Genomic DNA, 16,166 nt, shown 5'->3' on the forward strand with positions numbered 1-16,166 from the left:
GACAATCTCAATGACTCAGGACACAGCGACGTCGGTCCTCGTGGCCGGCTCCGGGATCGCCGGTTGTGCCGCGGCGATTCTGCTTGCCAAGGCGGGAGTTGCGGTCGACATCGTCGAATCACAGCCTCGAGAACATGCGACTGGATCGGGTATCACATTGCAGGGCAACGCCTTGCGGGTGCTCGCGCAACTCGGCGTGTGGGACGAGGTGACCGAGCACGGCTACGGTTTCGACACCCTCGGTATCCGCGCCCCTGACGACAACGGCACGTTGATCGTCGAGATGCCGGACGCCAAGACCGGTGGGCCGGACCTCCCCGCGACGATGGGGATGGAGCGTCCGGTGCTGGCGGCGATTCTGCGTGATGCTGCCGACCTGGCCGGAGTCAAGTCCCGCTTCTCCACCGAGGTGACGGCATTCGTCCAGGACTCGGATGGGGTCGATGTCGAGTTCTCGGACGGCTCGCACGGACGCTATGACGTCGTGATCGGCGCGGACGGCGTCAAGTCCGCGACACGGCGTGCCCTGGGTATCGACGTCGAGCCGGCCCCAACCGGCATGGGGATCTGGCGGGTGCTGTGCTCACGACCGGCGTCGATCACCCGCACCGACCTCTACTACGGCGGGGTTGGCTACATCGCCGGATACTGCCCGACAGGCGAGGATTCGATGTACGCCTACATCGTCGAAGATGCGCAGGACCGCTCCGGACTCAGCGACGTCGAGCGGCTCGAGATCATGCGATCCCTCGCCGAGCACTACCACGGTCCGTGGGACGACATCCGCGCCCTCATCACCGACGCCGCCCGCATCAACTACACCTGGTTCGAGTCCCACCTGCTCGAGGAGCCATGGAACCGTGGTCGGGTCGTGCTGATCGGGGACGCGGCGCATGTGTGCCCGCCCACCCTCGCCCAGGGCGGCGCGCAGGCACTCGAGGATGCCGCTGTGCTGGCCGAACTGCTCGTCAGCATGCCCGTCGGCGACGAGCTGTGGCGCACCTTCCACGATCGCCGGCTCCCGCGCGCCGGAGCGGTCGTCAACGGGTCACTGCAACTCGGCCAATGGATGCTCGACAACGACCCGGCCGCCGACGTCCCCGGCCTGATGGGACGCATCGCGGCGCTCGTCAGCGCGCCCGCCTGACCATCCAGCCCACACAGGGAGACATGACCATGACCGACTACGCATTCACACATCTGCGCCACGTGGCGCTCGCCGTGCCCGACTACGAGAAGCAACTCGCCTTCTACACCGAGCAGTGGGGCCTGTCCGTTGCCGGAAGCGACGGTGACGTCACCTATCTCGCTGCCGAGGGATCGCCCGAGTCCTACATCGTCCGTATCCGTAAGGACGCCGACAAACGTCTCGACCTCATCTCTTATGGGGTCTCAGACGCCGACGCAGTCGATGCACTCGCGGAGCGGCTGGGACGTGGCGGTGTGCAGGTGGTCGGCGAACCGCACGATCTGCAAACACCTGGCGGCGGTTATGGATTCCGATTCTTCGATAACGAGGGTCGCACCATCGAGGTCTCTGCCGACGTGGCCCCGCGCGGACATCGCAAGATCGAGGAGGGCGAATCCATTCCGGTCAAGCTCTCCCACGTCGTTGTCAACAGCACCGACCCCGAGAGCACAGTCGCCTTCTACGAGAGGAACTTCGGGTTCCAGGTCTCCGACATCCTGATGCACCCGCGGATGGGAAAGATGATGTGGTTCATGCGGACCAACAGCTGGCATCACTCCATGGCGATCGCTCGAGGTCCGCATCCTGCGTTGCATCATGCGTCGTTCGAGATGCGCGGCATCGACGAGTACATGCGCGGAACCGGACGCATGCTGCGCGCCGGCGTGGAGAAGATCTGGGGACCCGGCCGGCACCAGGCCGGCAACAACACCTTCTCCTACTTCCTCGACCCCAACGGCAACACCATGGAGTACACCACCGAACTCGAAGTCCTCGAAGAGGACACGTGGCATCCCCATGTCTACGACTTCTCCGACCCGGCCGTCAGCGACCAGTGGGGGACGGCCAACGCCATGGACGAGTTCGTGGCCGCCAAGTCCTTCAATGACGTGGACAAAGGTCTGTTCGTCGCGCCACCCGTCTGACCTGAAGCTCAGAAAGTAGAAACCACATGCGTTTCGGCACCGTACTGCAATCCGAGGAACATCGATCCGCCGTCGTCGAGTCCGACGCCGGGTGGCATCCGATTCCCGGTGTCACTGTCTTGGATCTCGTCCGATCTGGCCTTGCCGAGGCCATCGCGACCGGGTCCCGGGCGATTCAGCAGGAGGCCCCCCTGCCGGACGAGGGTCTCGTCTTCGATGCGCCCCTGCAGCCGACCACCATTCGCGACTTCGTCACCTTCGCCGAGCATGTCGAGGGCGTCCGGGCCAGCATGCAAGGCGAGTCCGGTGTGCCCGATGCGTGGTATGACGCACCGCACTTCTATTTCACCAATCCGCACACCATTTCCGGTCCGAACGCCGCCATCACCATCCCAGACAGATGTGAACAGCTCGACTTCGAACTCGAGGTCGCCGCTGTCATCGGCCGCGCCGGAAGCGACCTGTCAATGAAGAAGGCCGGCGAGCACATCTTCGGCTACACCATCCTCAACGACTGGTCGGCCCGCGACATCCAACGCCGCGAGATGCAGGTGGGACTCGGTCCGGCAAAGGGCAAGGACTTCGCGAACACGATCGGCCCGGTGTTGGTCACCGCCGACGAATTCGATGACCGTACCGACGCGGCGGGCTTTCTGGCCCTCGGGTGTGTGGCCGAGGTCAATGGCGTCGAGATCGGGCGAGATGTCCTGCAGAACATGAGCTGGACGTTTCCGGCGATGATCGCGCACGCATCACGTAACTCGCGCGTCGAGCCCGGCGACGTACTCGGGTCCGGAACCATAGGCAACGGGGGGTGCCTCGCCGAACTCTGGGGCCGACGCGGCCGCCTGGACCCGCCACCGCTGCAACCCGGTGATTCCGTGACCCTCACCGTCGAGGGGATCGGCACGCTGTCCAACACGGTGGTCGCCCGAGCTGCCTCCGCGCCAGCTGTGCCTGCAGCGCGCGGGAGGCGCGACCGCGCGGCGGTTCGCGCCGGCCACTTCACTGCGGGTGCGGTGTCGTGAGTAGGGAAACTACATCGGGATCGACAGTCGTCACCGGCGCTGCCGGCGGAATCGGCGCCGCTGTCGTTGCACGCCTTCGTGAGTCAGGGCAGCACGTGATCGCGCTGGACGCCGCGCCAAACGAAAGAGACGGTGTCTCGCTCTTCGACGTCACCGACCGTCGGCAATGGCAACTCGTCGCCGATCGAGCGGGCGCCGAGGGGATTTCGGGCTTGGTCAATTGCGCCGGCATCACACGCCGGGCGAGGCTCGGTGACGTCAGCGAACGCGACATGTCAGAGGCGTTCGACGTGAACGTTGTCGGACCGACGATCGGAATCCAGACCCTCCGAACTGTGTTCACCCGTGGCGCATCGGTCGTCAACGTCGGCTCGGTCGCAGCCCTGACCGCCCACTATCCGATCGCCTACACGACGAGCAAGTGGGCGCTGCGGGGGCTGACCCACACGGCCGCACTCGAACTCGGCCCCGCGGGCATTCGGGTCAACATCGTGCATCCCGGGTTCATCGACAGTCCGATGACCGAGACTGCACCGGAGGCATTTCGTGACTCGTCCATCCGCGAGACGTCGCTGGGCCGGGCCGGAACTCCCGACGAGGTGGCCGCCGTCATCGAGTTCCTGCTCAGCCCTGCCGCCGAGTACGTGACCGGAAGCGAGATCACCGTCGACGGTGGGGCCACCTCGCACGGTGGCGTCAAGTCGATCTCCGACGCACTGGCGCACCAGAACGTCCCGACAAGAACTTCGCATGAGATGAGGATTGCTCGATGACCACCGATTCCCTCGACACTTCAGCCACGGTGATCGACCCAGCAGACCCGGAGGCGTCGATCGCAGCGACCGTCCGGCGGTGCTCCAACTGGGGGCGTTGGGGAGCCGACGACGTGCGTGGCACTCTGAACTTCATCGATGCCGACAAGCGTTCAGCCGCTGCGCAGTTGGCTCGCCGGGGTGTCCCGTTCAGTCTCTCGCTGCAGTTCAACATGGATGGGCCTCAGAAGGGTTGGCGCCGACGCACCAATCCCATCCACACGATGCTCGACACCGGCACGGACGCCGAAGCCGGTATCCAGGGGTTCCCGCATGGCATAGGTGGTGCCGACGATGTCGTGACCATGCCGTTGCAGTGCTCGACCCAATGGGACGGACTCGGCCACATCTTCGATCACGGGCGAGCCTGGAATGGCCGACGGGCGGGGGAGGTGGTCACCTCAGCCGGCGACCAGGTGACCGGTATCGAGACCGTCGCCGACCTGTTCGTCGGCCGCGGCGTGCTCCTCGACGTCGGTCGGGTGTGCGGCACCGACGGTGAGCTGCCCGATGGATTCGCGATCACAGTCGAACACCTCGAGCGAACCATCACCCACCACGGGCTGCAGGGCCGGGTGGGCACCGGTGACTTCGTGCTGGTGCGCACCGGCCAACTACAGCGAGCCAAGCGCGACGGATGGAACGACTATGCGGGCGGCGCGGCGCCGGGGCTTTCCTTCACGACCGCGGACTGGTTGCACGACACGGAGATCGCGGCCATCGCCACCGATACCTGGGGGTTCGAGGTGCGGCCGAACGAGTTCGACGAGGCGTTCCAACCGCTGCATCAGGTGGCGATCCCGAACATGGGACTGTTCCTCGGGGAGATGTGGGACCTCGACGGGCTGGCGGCCGACTGTGCAAACGACGGGGTGTACGAGTTCTTCCTCACGGCAGCCCCGATCCCGGTGACCGGGGCCGTCGGAGCGCCGGTGAATCCGATCGCGGTCAAGTGACGTCGAGCCCGCAGCCGCTGCCAACCCGCCAACAACCCGAAACCAACTGACAGGAAAAGGAACACCGATGTTCGAATACTTCGCCAAGAACAACTACGTCTGGAACTTCGCCGTCGCCGGCACGATGAACAGCCGAGGCCGGATCGACGAGGTCGACCGCGCGTGCCGCCCTCTGCGCGACATCGCCGCAGGCAACGAGGACGTCGGCACCGTCGACTTCCTACGTTCGTGGACGGAGATGGTCGATCGGCTGGTCGCCGCCGCCGACGAGGATGCCGCAAAAGGCCACCGCCGCACCGCCGGTCAGGCCTACGCACGGGCTGCGAGCTACCTGATCACGGCCGAGCGGATGCAGCAGGCCGGCACCACCGAGCGAGAAGCAACGTACCAGCGTTGCATGGACCTGCTGGAGAAGTCCTTCGAGCTCAACGACCCGCTGACCCGTCGCGTGCAGATTCCGTTCCGCGACACCACGTTGCCGGCGTACTACACCAAGCCGGCGGTCGCCGGTCCGGTGCCGGCGATGATCATGTGGAACGGTCTGGACAGCACCAAGGAGCATCAGTACCTGTCCGATCACAGCCTGGAACTCGCGGAGCGTGGGATCGCCACACTGATGGTCGACTGCCCCGGATCGGGGGAGGCGCTGCGCAAGCAGGGTTTGACGGCTCAGATCGACACCGAGGAGTGGGCCGCGGCCTGCGTCGATTTCCTCGAGTCGGACAGCGACATCGACTCGGGTCGTATCGGGCTCGTCGGATGGTCCCTGGGAGGCTACTTCGCCCCGCGCGCAGCCGCTTTCGAGAAGCGCCTGGCTCTGGTCGTGGCATGGGGAGCCAACCACAACTGGGGCAAGGTGCAACGGCGTCGCGTCGAACGCGAGGGTGAGCGCCCGGTGCCGCACTACTGGGATCACGTGATGTGGGTCTGGGGCCACGACAACCTCGACGAGTTCCTCACGATGGCAGACAATGTGCACCTCGACGGTGTCGTTGAGAAGATCACGGTTCCGTTCCTGATTGCTCACGGCGCCAACGACCGTCAGATCCCGCTCGAGTACGCGCAATGCTCCTACGGCCAGGCCGTCCACAGCCCCAAGCGTGAGCTTCGGGTGTTCACCCCCGAAGAAGGCGGCGCCGAACACATCGGACTCGACGACCTCGGCCACGTGAGCAGCTTCGTCGCCGACTGGGTGGCCGACACTTTCGCCGAAATGGACGCGGCTCCTACGGAGGCCGACGAGCGGGTCGGCGCGGGAGCCTGAGATGTCGGAATCCGGAGTCACCAAGTCCACGAATCAGCGACGCGCCTACTTCCGGCGCGAAACCGCAATCAGCATCGCCATCAACACCGCGATGAGCTTTTTGTTCTTCCTCCTGGTGTTCGGGTTCGGGGAACCAATGCAGGTCTGGGGCCTCGGAAACTATGTGTTCGACTTTGTCCCCCAGGGTTTCGCGATCGCACTGATGGCCACTTTGGTACCCGGCGCCAAGATCAGCAAGGCGCTGCGCGAGGGACGCCTGGCCCGTGGGACGGGGCGCAGTCGCCTGCCGGCGCGCCTTTGGCAGCGCGCGCTGGTCCTGGCGCTGGTTTCAGCATTCGTTGGAACGGCACTCGCCGCGGTGGTCATGTCGTTGGTCGGCTCCTCGGAGTTGTCCGTTGGGGTCGCGCTGGCGGGAAAGCTGGTGTTCGGCGCAGTCTTGGCCGCGGTCATCACGCCGGTGGGGATGCGTGCTGCGCTGTCGGCCGAGACAGCCCCCATCGGTGCGCCGGTGTCACGCGCGCAGTCGTCGTAGACAAGCGACGCTCTATGCGCGGTCCGGACACGTTCGGGCCGCGCTGTGGGGTCTGAGCCAGGGACGGCCGCGCGTTGTCCACAGGTCGAACGAGCGGACATCCTGTGTGACCGAACTTGTCGGTGGGTGCCGATAACTTGGTGTCATGCAATCGACCGCGCAGCCTCTGGCCCAGATGGGTGAGGATGAGCAGCACTCGGCCACCGAACTGGTCGAGGTCTTGCATCACAGCAATGCGGTGCGCGCGGCAGCCGATTACCGAATGCTACAGGCGGCCAGCCTGATCCACGAGGAACGCGAACAAGACCACCTGGTCAGGCTGGCCGCGGCGCTCGGGGAGGAATCCACCTCGCTGGCCGATCTGGAACGCCTCGCGGTGCGCGCCGCCGCCGGCGAGGACCCGCGGGCGCAGTACGGCCCCAACGGGCTCGAGCAGGCGGTCGCCGAAGTCGGTGCGGCCCTGACCATCCCACCGTCGCGGGCGCGGGAGTTCATCGAGGCCGGCAGTGTGCTGCGCCATCAATTGCCGTTCACCGGCGCGACCCTGGGCGCCGGCCGTATCGATCTGCCCCGATTCCTCGCCGTCGTCAAGCGCACCAGTCTGTGCACACCCGAGAACCTCGATCTGCTCGACAAACTCATGGCCGAGGCCATCGAGACCCGCGAACCGATGTCGATGACCCGCTTCCTGGCGATGATCGACAAACTGATCGCCCAGAACGATCCGGCAGCCACCCGACGCCGCCGCGAACTGGTCGACAACGACCGCAACATCAGCGTCCGCCCCGACCGCCACACCCCCGGCCAGGCACGTATCGGTGGCGCATTGCCGGCCGATCAAGCCGCCGCTGTCGATGCCCGCCTCAATGCCATGGCCGCCGCGGTCCATGCTGGCGACCCCCGCACCGCGGCACAACGGCGCGCTGATGCGTTGGTCGCCCTGGCCAATGGCGCCGCCACCCTCACCTGCCAGTGTGAGACCTGTTGCGCGAGCAGCGACGAGATCGGCACGGACGCAGATGAATCCACTGTCGGCGATTCCGAAACCGTAGGGTCTGAGGTTTCCGAATCCGAGGACACTGAAACCGAGGTCACCGAATCCGACACCACCGCGACGTCCGATCCGGTGGCACCTCGCCCGACGTTCCACATCGTGGTGAACCTGAGCACCTTGCTCGGCCACGACGACGACCCGGCGTTCCTCGACGGGCAGGGCGTCATCGATGCCGATACCGCGCGGGCACTCGTCGTCGAAGCGAAACGCTGCTATGTGAACGCCGACACCGCGAATGCTGCGCAGGTCGATCGCTACGCGCCGAGCAGAAAGGTCGCCGACCTCATCCGCTCCGGCGAACTGTGTTGCAGCTTCCCGGGCTGCAACAACCGGGCCTTCCACGCCGATGTGGATCACTCCGTCCCGCACGCCGACGGCGGCCCGACCGATCCACGCAACCTCAAGCCGCTCTGCCGTTTTCATCATCGGATCAAGACATTCGCCGCCGGGTGGCGTGACTACCAGGATCCCCTCGGGGAGGTGTTCTTCCAATCACCCACCGGCCACACCTACCTGGGCAATGCGTTCACCGGTCGTGACCTGTTCGAATCGCTGACCCGCGCCACCCGACTACCCGACGACCCCGCGCGACAACGCATCGACACCATCCGAGCCCAACGCGGCGCGGCAGTCACACGCGCCGACAAACGGGCAATGGAACGCTGGAACGAACAGAACCCACCACCCTTCTGATCAGAACATCCTTGTCGACGGCTCTGGCCGCAGTTCCCAGTCCCCAAGCGGGAAACTGCAACTGCGGCCAGAACCGGCCATCGTGTGACCGGATCAGCTCCGACTGAGGTCCGCTGTGCGATCGGTCCCGACTCCACCCGACACGCCAGTGGTGGACGGGCGACCGGCGGCCGACATCGCCATCACTGCGACGGCCGCGGCGACAAACAGAACCGCCATCGCCATGTACAGCGATGTGGGTGTCCAGTCGGCGTCGAGCAGGGCTCCAGCAACCAGGGGTGAGAGAATCGCGCCGATCCGACCCATGCCGATGGCCCAGCCCATGCCGGTCGCTCGGATAGGTGCCGGGTAGGAGGTGGCGGTCAGGGCGTAGAGGCCTGCGATGCAACCGTTCACGACGATGCCCAGACCGAATCCGACGACCAGTGCGAGCGCGAACACCCCGGCGGCGGGGACGAAGATCGTCATGAGTGCCGCGGAGACCACCAGGTAGGCGACCAGGACACGTGCGAGCCGGAAGCGGGCCGCAAGCGCCCCCAGCAGGAAGGTGCCCAGGATTCCGCCCAGGTTCAGGATCATCCCTCCGGTAATGCCTTCCTTCGCCGACATTCCCGCTTCGACAAGGAGTTTGGGTGTCCAGCTGGTGACGAAGTAGAACCCGAACATGGTGAAGAAGAATGCGGTCCAGATCAGCAGGGTGGTCCGCTTGTTCTGGCGATCGAACAGTTGCCGTGCGGTGTCGACGACGCCACCCTTGCTGGAGCCGGTGGTCGTGGCGGCAGGCAGTTCACGCAGGGGCGGATGGCCGATACGGCCGGCGAACGCATTGATGCGGTCCAGCGCGCCGGCAGGTTGCCGGACGGTGAGGAAGTCGATCGATTCCGGCAACCGCCACAGTACGAGCGGGATGAGGGCTGCGGTGCACACACCGCCGACGAGGAACACCGATCGCCATCCGAAAGTGTCGACGAGCAGCAGTGCAGCGAGGCCGCCGATGGTGGCGCCGATGGCGTAGCCTGTCGAGTTGAGGCTGACCGCGAGGCCGCGCCACCGGTTGGAGGCGAGTTCTCCGCCGATCACATTGCTGCACGCCAGAATTCCGCCGATCCCGACACCGGTCAGGACGCGGAGGATGCCGAGCTGCGTGGCGTTCTGGCTGACCGCGGACAGCATCATGCCGCCAGAAGACAACACCAGACACGCCAGGATCAGCTTGCGCCGTCCGACGATGTCGGCCAACGGGGCCAGCGAGAGCGAACCGATGGCCATGCCGAACAGTCCCGCGCTGAGCAGCACGCCGAGCACGCTGGTGGACAGGTTCCAATCGTCGGACACCGAGGTGGACGTGAAGGCCATGGCGAGAACGTCGTAGCCGTCGAGGACATTGAGCAGGATGCAGATGGAGATTGCGGTCCATTGATAGCGCGACATCGGACTTTCATCGATGGCGCGGCGTAAGTCGGTTGTCATGTGCGGTCTCCGTTCAGGTTTCGGGAAGTGGTGGACTGATGGAGGGAAAGGTCGAGGCCGGCTGATCGGGGCGTGGGTCATCGGCCGCCGGCCCGGCACTACTGGACGGCGGATGATGGAGTCGGGTGCGGAGGGCAGGTCAGGTGTGCAGGCGCAACGGAATCGATCTCCACGAGCGAAGCGTGTTGTTGAGGTGCCGCTGCGGGGTGCCGGTGAGCTCGATCTTGCTGACCCGCTTGGCGAGCGCAGAGAGCAGCGCTTCCGATTCGAGTCGCGCGACGTGCTGTCCGACGCATTGGTGGATGCCCATGCCGAAGCCGACATGCCCGGACGGGTCGCGGTACAGGTCGAACTCGTCGGGTTGGGCCCAGCGGCGGGGGTCGCGGTTGGCGGCGCCCAGGAACATGAGGATCTTCTCGCCATCGGGGATCACGACATCGCCGATGTGGATGTCGTTGGTGGCGGTGCGGAAGAACGTCTGGACCGGCGATTCCCAGCGCACGGCCTCGTCGAAAGCTGTGCGCGCCAGATCCGGGTTGTCGCGGACGCGCTGCCACTGGTCGGGGTGAGTGGCGAACGCGTAGAGCACGGCCGCGAGTCCGTTGACGGTGGTGTCGACGCCGGCGGTCAGCAGTGACCGTACGATGAGGGGTGCCTGGGTGGCGGTGATGTCGCCGCGGTCGCTGGCCGCCCAGATCTGCGCGCCGAAACCGTTGTCGTCGAGGTTCTCTCGTTGACACTGAGTGTTGACCCAGGCGGAGAGTTCGGCCACATACGGCTCGCCGGCCGCCACGAGACTGTTGTGCGGGCCGAAGGCGTTGAAGGTGTGGTTGCCGTAGGGCAGCAGGTTCTCGCGCCCTTCTTTGGGCAGGCCGACCGCGTCGGGGAACACTCGCAGCGGGAAGGCTTGGGCGAGAGCGGGAACGGCGTCGATGGTGTCGCCGCCGGACAGAACCTGGTCGACGAGGTCATCGGCGTCGGCGAGCCACGCATCCCGCAGGCGCATGAGTGCACGCGGTCCGAGCACCTTGGTCAGCGCCGCACGCGGAGCGTCGTGGAAGGGCGGGTCGGCCTCGAGCAGGACGCTCGGTGGCCGCCATGGCTTCTCGTGCCGGAAGTTGCTGAGCCCGACGCCGGCTGCGGATTGGAAGGACTGCCAATCGGTGAGGGCTGCCCGCACCTGCTCGTAGCGACCCATGGCGTACACGCTGTACTTGTCCAGGTGGACAACAGGTCCCGCGTCCCGCAGTTCGGCCTGGAATGGCAGCGGATCCTCGAGGAGGTCGAGCGCGAACGGGTCTGCGTCCGAGGTGGGCAGGGTGGTCGGGGCTGTGATGGTCATGGATGCTTCCTGGATCAGAGGTGCCGAATCGGATGTCGAGGATCAGATGTCGAGGGTCAACCGGTCGGAGCGGGAGCGGGACACGCACACCAACATGCAGTCGCCGGCGTCGCGTTCGTGTGGTTCGAGGACCGCGTCACGGTGGTCGGGCTGACCCGCCAGGACGGTGGTCTCGCAGGTGCCGCATACTCCCTCGCGGCAGGACGTGAGCACACCCACGCCCGCCGACGACAGTGCGTCGATGATGCTCACGTCTGCGGGGATCGTCAGCACGCGCTGTGATCGGGCGAGCTCGAGTTCGAACGGGGTCGTCCGGGCCGGCGCAGGATCGACGGAGGTGAAGCGCTCGATGCGCAGCTTCCCGGCCGGCCACGTCGAAGCGTGCGACGACAACTCGTCGAGCATGGACACCGGTCCGCAGGCATACACCTTGGTCACGTCGTCGACCGACGCCATGTGTGCGGCGAGGTCGACACGGCCTTCGGAGGAACTGGCGATCGTGGTGATGTGGTCGCGATGGGGGGCCAGTTCGCCGACGAATGGCATCGAGTCGAGGGTGTGGCCGAGGTAGAGCAGCCGCCATTGCGCGCCGACGATGTCGGCCTGCGCGATCATCGGGATGATCGGTGTGATGCCGATGCCGCCGGCGATGAACAGGTAGCGCTCGGCCGGCGTCATCGGGAAGTTGTTGCGGGGGCCGCCGACCTGGATCTCATCCCCGACGCGCAGTTCGTCGTGGATGAAGGCGGAGCCGCCCCGGCCGGTCCGATCCCGGCGAACTGCGACCGTGTATGTGTAGGCATCCCAGCGGTCTCCGCACAGCGAGTATTGACGTGTGAGCCCATTCGGCAGGATCAGATCCAGGTGAGCTCCCGGAGTCCAGTCCGCCAATCGACGGCGGTCGGGGTGGGCGAGGGTCAGCGTCACCACATCGGTGGCGACGGGCGTCTTCTCCACGACCTGCAGTGTGTTGCCAGAATCAGAACGGCTTCCCATGGTCTTTCCTCGACGATCGCTTTCCTTGACGACGGTTCTGTCAAGGTTCGCCGGATCGGCGGGAGCCCTACTACAGCCTTCTCAATCATTGAGAGAGAAAGAGTGCGGTGGATCACCGTGACGATGGTTGTGGCGTCGACATCACACGGCCGATGCCTCGCGCTGCGGCTTTCAGGGCCGGAATGCGGCCGAAGGCGGCGTCGTCGTTCGGGACGATCAGGCCGAGTGCGGCGACCACCTGGTCACCGCGACCGCGGATGGGCACAGAGATCCCGGTGGTGGTGGGGAAGATGTGACCGGCGCACAGCGCGTATCCCTCGCGGCGGATGTGGGCGAGCGCGGTGCGCAGCTGGGGTGCAGTGGTGATCGTCTTGTCGGTGTACGCCTTCATGGGCTGCGAGGTCACCTCGTCGGTGACGGACGGATCGGCATGGGCGAGCAGTACCAGGCCGGACGAGGACGCGTGCAGGGGCAGTCGGCCGGCGATCCGCGAGTAGTTGACCACTGGCGACGGTGAGGTGAGACGTTCGAGGAACAGGACCTCGGTGCCCTCCCGGACCGCGAGTTGGACGTCGTTGCCGATCACATGGTGAAGGTCCTGCATGAAGGGCATCGCGGCGGCGCGCAGTCCGACCGCGGGTGACGCGCGCGAGGCCACCTCCCACAGTCGGACACCGATCCGCACCCCGTGATCGGTGCGCTCCAACCAGTGCGCCCGCACCAGCTCTTCGATGAGGCGCGACGCGGTCGCGACATGCAGCCCGGACCGGCGGGCGATCTCACCGACGGTCAACTCCTTGTCGTCGACGCCGAAGGCCTCGACCACACGAATGGATCGTGCGATCACGGATTCGCCGGTGGACACGCGGGGCATGGCACCGATTGTGCGCCACTCGTGACCGCTGTGGGGTGGCTGCCGTCGAGATCAGCCGAACGGGTCAGCGGTACTTGTCCACATACGTCAGCATCGTCTCGTGTTGGTATCGGGACACCTCGGCGGCGTTCTCGTTCTCGGCGAACACCGACGACACCATCACCGTGTCGTCGCGGTCGTAGAAGCCCAGACGGCCCAGGCCGCCGAAGAACTCGTCCCAGTCGACGTCGCCGTCGCCGACCTTGAGGTGCTGATGCACGCGCACCGCATTGCCGGGCGGATTGGTGATGTAGCGCAAGCCATGTGACCGATGGTGGTCCATCGAGTCGGCGACGTGCACCAGACGGAGTTTGTCGCCGGCGGCGGCCATGATCTCGGACATGTTGCCGCCCATGTGGAATGTGTGGCAGGCGACGTACACCATGCCGAGGTTCGGTGAGTTCACCCCGCGGATGATGCGCACCGCCTCGAGTCCGTCTTCGACGAAATCGTCGGGGTGCGGGTCGATCCGGACGTCGATGCCCTCGCGTTCGATGATCGGCATCAACTCCTCCATCGACCGGAAGAACGCGCGCTCGGACTCCTCGGCGCGTTCGGGTCGACCGGAGAACTCGGTGTTCATCACATCGACCCCGAGGTCGACGGTGATCTGGATGGCGCGTTTCCAATTGCGCACCGCGGCTTCCCGGGCGTCCTCGTCTGGTCCCGACCACCGCAGCACCGGCAGCACCGACGCGATGCCCACCCCCGCATCGGCGCAGGCCTTGCGGAACTTCGCGACGAGGTCGTCGTCGGCGCGCGGGTGATTGAAGAACGGGATGAAGTCCCGGTGCGGGGTCAGCTGCAGATACTCGAAGCCGAGGTCGGCGACCAGCGCCGGGAACTCCAGCAACTCGTGACTGTGGTGGAACGGGGTCGGGTCGAGGGCGAGTTTCATCAGCGGGTTCCTTGCTCTGCGTAGTCGGCGATCGCGTCGATGTTGCTCGGATCGATGAACGCCGGACCGGTCAGGGTCGGCAGGCCACCGCCGACGACGTTGCGATTGTTCAGATACAGCCACAGGGAGTCGATCGCCAGATATCCCTGCAGAAACGGCTGTTGATCGACGGCCCACTGCACCGAACCGTCGCGGATGGCACTCACGAGTGCCGCATTGGTGTCGAAGGTGGCGATCTTCGCGTCACTGCCCGCGTTGTCGGCCGAGCTGACGGCCGCCAGCGCAATCGGCGCGCCGAGTGTCATGATGTGGTCGACGCTCGGATCTTCCTGCAGCTTCGCGGCGATGGTGGACTGCACGCTGGGCATGTCGGTGCCGTTCACGTTGAGTGTCTCCACCACCCCAGCTCCCGCCATGCCGGCTTTCACACCGGCGCAGCGTGATTCGAGCGCGACGTTTCCCTGGTCCTGGATCACGCAGACCACCTTCTGCGCGCCCTCGGCCTTGAGTCGTTGTCCGGCGGCCTCTCCCGACACCTGCTCGTCCTGGCCGAAGAACGATTTCGCGCCCATCGCCTCCCAGCTGTCGATGCCGGCGTTGAACGCGACCACCGGGAGACCCGCATCGGTCGCCTTCTGAACGTTCGGCGCCAGCGCTTCGGGCTTGGCCAGCGTGACCGCCAGGGCATCGACGTTGCTGTCCAACGCATTCTGCACGAGATTCGCCTGGTTCGGCGCCTCCAGTTCCGACGAATACCGGAGGTCGATGTTGTCCTTGGCGGCAGCGGCCTCGGCACCCTTGCGGATCAGATCCCAGAATGTGTCACCAGGAGGTCCGTGGGTGATCATCGCGACCGTGAACCGAGGTGTATCGGCGGAGCCCGCGGACATGCCGTCGTCGCTGGAATCAGGCCGCCCGCCGGTGCTCGAGCATGCGGTCAGCAGCGCGAGCACCGCTGCGGTCGAGCCGGCCATGCGGAGCAGACGACCGCGGCCGCCCGCGGTCCGGCGGTTGCTGTAGGTGGTCATCGTCGACTCTTCTCGGCAGTCCGCGGTCAGGAGACCGAGGTGGAGTTGGCCGCCTTCAGACTTTCGGCGGCGACCTGTAGGCCTTCGAGCGCACCGAATTCGACGTCTTCGTGTTCGATGTTGACCCACATGTCGGGATCGACCTTCTCCAGCGCCTGCAGGAAACGGGCCCAGAAGTCGACGTCATGCCCGCGGCCGACGGCGACGAAATCCCACGCCGAGTCCTCGGGCCACTTGTTCACCACATGCTTGCCGCCGAGACCGGTCGGGTTGTCCGAGAGCGGGATACGAGTGAACCGCTCGTCGAGCACGCCGTAGATCTTGCAGTTCTCGTTGATCCGGGTGTCCTTGGCGGCGGCGTGGAATACCAACGGACCCAGCCACTCGATGGCCGCGACGGGGTCGATGCCCTGCCAGAACAGGTGCGACGGGTCCATTTCGGCGCCGACGTGGGTGGCGCCGACCTTGTCCACGAGACGCTTGAGCGTCGACGGGTTGAACACCAGGTTCTGCGGATGCATCTCGATGGCGACCTTCACTCCGTGTTCGCGGGCCAGGGCGTCGATCTCCTTCCAGAACGGCACCGCCACCTCGTCCCACTGGTAGTCCAGCGAGTCCAGATAGCCCGAATCCCAGGTGTTGACGTGCCAGGCCGGCCACTGCCCGCCCGGATGGGCATGCGGCAGACCGGACATGGTGACCACCCGGTCCACGCCCAGCAATCCCGCGACGCGGATCGCCTTACGCAAATCCTCGGCGTCCTCGGGTCCGACCTCGGGGTCGGGATGCAGCGGGTTGCCGTTGCAGTTGAGTCCGGCGATCGAGACGCCGGTGCCGTCGAAGGTGGCCAGATACTCCTGCGGGGAGACCGCGTCGGACAGCAGGTCGTCGACCGGCAGGTGCGGGGTCGGCAGGAATCCGCCCGCATTGATCTCCGCGCCCGTCAGGCCCAGGGATCCGATGATCTCCAGTGCCTCACGCAGGGGCTTGTCGTGCAGGATCGCGGTGTAGACGCCGAGCTTCATTGTTCAAGGACCTTTCGAAAAGTGGGTGGTGCGAGCGGGT

At 65.9% G+C, this 16,166-nt stretch carries 15 protein-coding genes; 8 read left to right on the forward strand and 7 right to left on the reverse strand.

Annotation, left to right across the window (positions count from 1 at the left end; genetic code table 11):
• Window positions 1-10 precede the first annotated feature (10 nt).
• The 8 genes from VZC37_RS21660 (at window position 11) to VZC37_RS21695 (ending at window position 8,454) form a co-directional block, all read left to right on the forward strand.
• Window positions 11-1,147, forward strand: a complete 1,137-nt coding sequence (locus VZC37_RS21660) for an FAD-dependent oxidoreductase (RefSeq protein ID WP_330435655.1) — start codon at window positions 11-13, stop codon at window positions 1,145-1,147.
• Between the two features lie 23 nt (window positions 1,148-1,170).
• Complete coding sequence (locus VZC37_RS21665) at window positions 1,171-2,115, forward strand: VOC family protein (protein ID WP_330435657.1); 945 nt, start codon at window positions 1,171-1,173, stop codon at window positions 2,113-2,115.
• Between the two features lie 26 nt (window positions 2,116-2,141).
• The gene (locus VZC37_RS21670) at window positions 2,142-3,143 is read left to right on the forward strand and encodes a fumarylacetoacetate hydrolase family protein (protein ID WP_330435660.1); all 1,002 of its coding nucleotides are present in this window, start codon (window positions 2,142-2,144) and stop codon (window positions 3,141-3,143) included.
• A complete protein-coding gene (locus VZC37_RS21675; RefSeq protein WP_330435662.1) occupies window positions 3,140-3,916 on the forward strand; it encodes an SDR family NAD(P)-dependent oxidoreductase in 777 nt (258 codons plus the stop codon). Before VZC37_RS21670 ends, VZC37_RS21675 begins: the two co-directional genes overlap by 4 nt.
• Window positions 3,913-4,911: a cyclase family protein gene (locus VZC37_RS21680; protein WP_330435664.1), complete on the forward strand. Its 999-nt coding sequence runs from the start codon at window positions 3,913-3,915 to the stop codon at window positions 4,909-4,911. Before VZC37_RS21675 ends, VZC37_RS21680 begins: the two co-directional genes overlap by 4 nt.
• Window positions 4,912-4,978: 67 nt before the next feature.
• Window positions 4,979-6,175 carry an alpha/beta hydrolase family protein gene (locus VZC37_RS21685; RefSeq protein WP_330435666.1) on the forward strand — a complete coding sequence of 399 codons (1,197 nt, stop codon included), beginning with the start codon at window positions 4,979-4,981 and terminating at the stop codon, window positions 6,173-6,175.
• A 1-nt stretch (window position 6,176) separates the two neighbouring features.
• Window positions 6,177-6,707: a hypothetical protein gene (locus tag VZC37_RS21690; protein ID WP_330435668.1), complete on the forward strand. Its 531-nt coding sequence runs from the start codon at window positions 6,177-6,179 to the stop codon at window positions 6,705-6,707.
• A gap of 145 nt (window positions 6,708-6,852) precedes the next feature.
• On the forward strand, window positions 6,853-8,454 hold the full coding sequence (locus tag VZC37_RS21695; RefSeq protein WP_330435670.1) for an HNH endonuclease signature motif containing protein: 1,602 nt from the start codon (window positions 6,853-6,855) through the stop codon (window positions 8,452-8,454).
• Between the two features lie 93 nt (window positions 8,455-8,547).
• Here VZC37_RS21695 and VZC37_RS21700 read toward each other — a convergent pair whose 3' ends face one another.
• The 7 genes from VZC37_RS21700 to VZC37_RS21730 form a co-directional block, all read right to left on the reverse strand.
• A complete protein-coding gene (locus VZC37_RS21700) occupies window positions 8,548-9,924 on the reverse strand; it encodes an MFS transporter (protein ID WP_330435672.1) in 1,377 nt (458 codons plus the stop codon).
• 139 nt (window positions 9,925-10,063) lie between these two features.
• Window positions 10,064-11,266, reverse strand: coding sequence for a cytochrome P450 (locus VZC37_RS21705; RefSeq protein ID WP_330435674.1), 1,203 nt, complete (start codon window positions 11,264-11,266; stop codon window positions 10,064-10,066).
• A gap of 42 nt (window positions 11,267-11,308) precedes the next feature.
• Window positions 11,309-12,262, reverse strand: a complete 954-nt coding sequence (locus VZC37_RS21710) for a PDR/VanB family oxidoreductase (RefSeq protein WP_330435676.1) — start codon at window positions 12,260-12,262, stop codon at window positions 11,309-11,311.
• 112 nt (window positions 12,263-12,374) lie between these two features.
• A complete protein-coding gene (locus VZC37_RS21715; protein WP_330435677.1) occupies window positions 12,375-13,136 on the reverse strand; it encodes an IclR family transcriptional regulator in 762 nt (253 codons plus the stop codon).
• Window positions 13,137-13,200: 64 nt separating this feature from the next.
• Entirely contained in the window at window positions 13,201-14,073 is an 873-nt protein-coding gene (locus tag VZC37_RS21720) for a sugar phosphate isomerase/epimerase family protein (protein WP_330435679.1), read from the reverse strand.
• The gene (locus tag VZC37_RS21725; protein WP_330436009.1) at window positions 14,073-15,047 is read right to left on the reverse strand and encodes a sugar ABC transporter substrate-binding protein; all 975 of its coding nucleotides are present in this window, start codon (window positions 15,045-15,047) and stop codon (window positions 14,073-14,075) included. The genes VZC37_RS21720 and VZC37_RS21725 overlap by 1 nt, the downstream gene beginning before the upstream one ends.
• Window positions 15,048-15,127: 80 nt before the next feature.
• Window positions 15,128-16,126, reverse strand: a complete 999-nt coding sequence (locus tag VZC37_RS21730; protein ID WP_330435681.1) for a sugar phosphate isomerase/epimerase family protein — start codon at window positions 16,124-16,126, stop codon at window positions 15,128-15,130.
• Window positions 16,127-16,166 lie beyond the last annotated feature (40 nt).

Origin of the sequence: Gordonia sesuvii (genome assembly GCF_036350415.1) — a bacterium.
GTDB lineage: Bacteria > Actinomycetota > Actinomycetes > Mycobacteriales > Mycobacteriaceae > Gordonia > Gordonia sesuvii.

What these genes read in the sequence shown, in the direction of transcription:
- VZC37_RS21720 (WP_330435679.1), bottom strand. Translation starts at nt 14,073, where the DNA reads ATGAAACTCGCCCTCGACCCGACCCCGTTCCACCACAGTCACGAGTTG.
- VZC37_RS21665 (WP_330435657.1), top strand. Translation starts at nt 1,171, where the DNA reads ATGACCATGACCGACTACGCATTCACACATCTGCGCCACGTGGCGCTC.
- VZC37_RS21690 (WP_330435668.1), top strand. Translation starts at nt 6,177, where the DNA reads ATGTCGGAATCCGGAGTCACCAAGTCCACGAATCAGCGACGCGCCTAC.
- VZC37_RS21695 (WP_330435670.1), top strand. Translation starts at nt 6,853, where the DNA reads ATGCAATCGACCGCGCAGCCTCTGGCCCAGATGGGTGAGGATGAGCAG.
- VZC37_RS21715 (WP_330435677.1), bottom strand. Translation starts at nt 13,136, where the DNA reads ATGCCCCGCGTGTCCACCGGCGAATCCGTGATCGCACGATCCATTCGT.
- VZC37_RS21700 (WP_330435672.1), bottom strand. Translation starts at nt 9,924, where the DNA reads ATGACAACCGACTTACGCCGCGCCATCGATGAAAGTCCGATGTCGCGC.
- VZC37_RS21730 (WP_330435681.1), bottom strand. Translation starts at nt 16,126, where the DNA reads ATGAAGCTCGGCGTCTACACCGCGATCCTGCACGACAAGCCCCTGCGT.
- VZC37_RS21670 (WP_330435660.1), top strand. Translation starts at nt 2,142, where the DNA reads ATGCGTTTCGGCACCGTACTGCAATCCGAGGAACATCGATCCGCCGTC.
- VZC37_RS21685 (WP_330435666.1), top strand. Translation starts at nt 4,979, where the DNA reads ATGTTCGAATACTTCGCCAAGAACAACTACGTCTGGAACTTCGCCGTC.
- VZC37_RS21660 (WP_330435655.1), top strand. Translation starts at nt 11, where the DNA reads ATGACTCAGGACACAGCGACGTCGGTCCTCGTGGCCGGCTCCGGGATC.
- VZC37_RS21680 (WP_330435664.1), top strand. Translation starts at nt 3,913, where the DNA reads ATGACCACCGATTCCCTCGACACTTCAGCCACGGTGATCGACCCAGCA.
- VZC37_RS21710 (WP_330435676.1), bottom strand. Translation starts at nt 12,262, where the DNA reads ATGGGAAGCCGTTCTGATTCTGGCAACACACTGCAGGTCGTGGAGAAG.
- VZC37_RS21705 (WP_330435674.1), bottom strand. Translation starts at nt 11,266, where the DNA reads ATGACCATCACAGCCCCGACCACCCTGCCCACCTCGGACGCAGACCCG.
- VZC37_RS21725 (WP_330436009.1), bottom strand. Translation starts at nt 15,047, where the DNA reads ATGGCCGGCTCGACCGCAGCGGTGCTCGCGCTGCTGACCGCATGCTCG.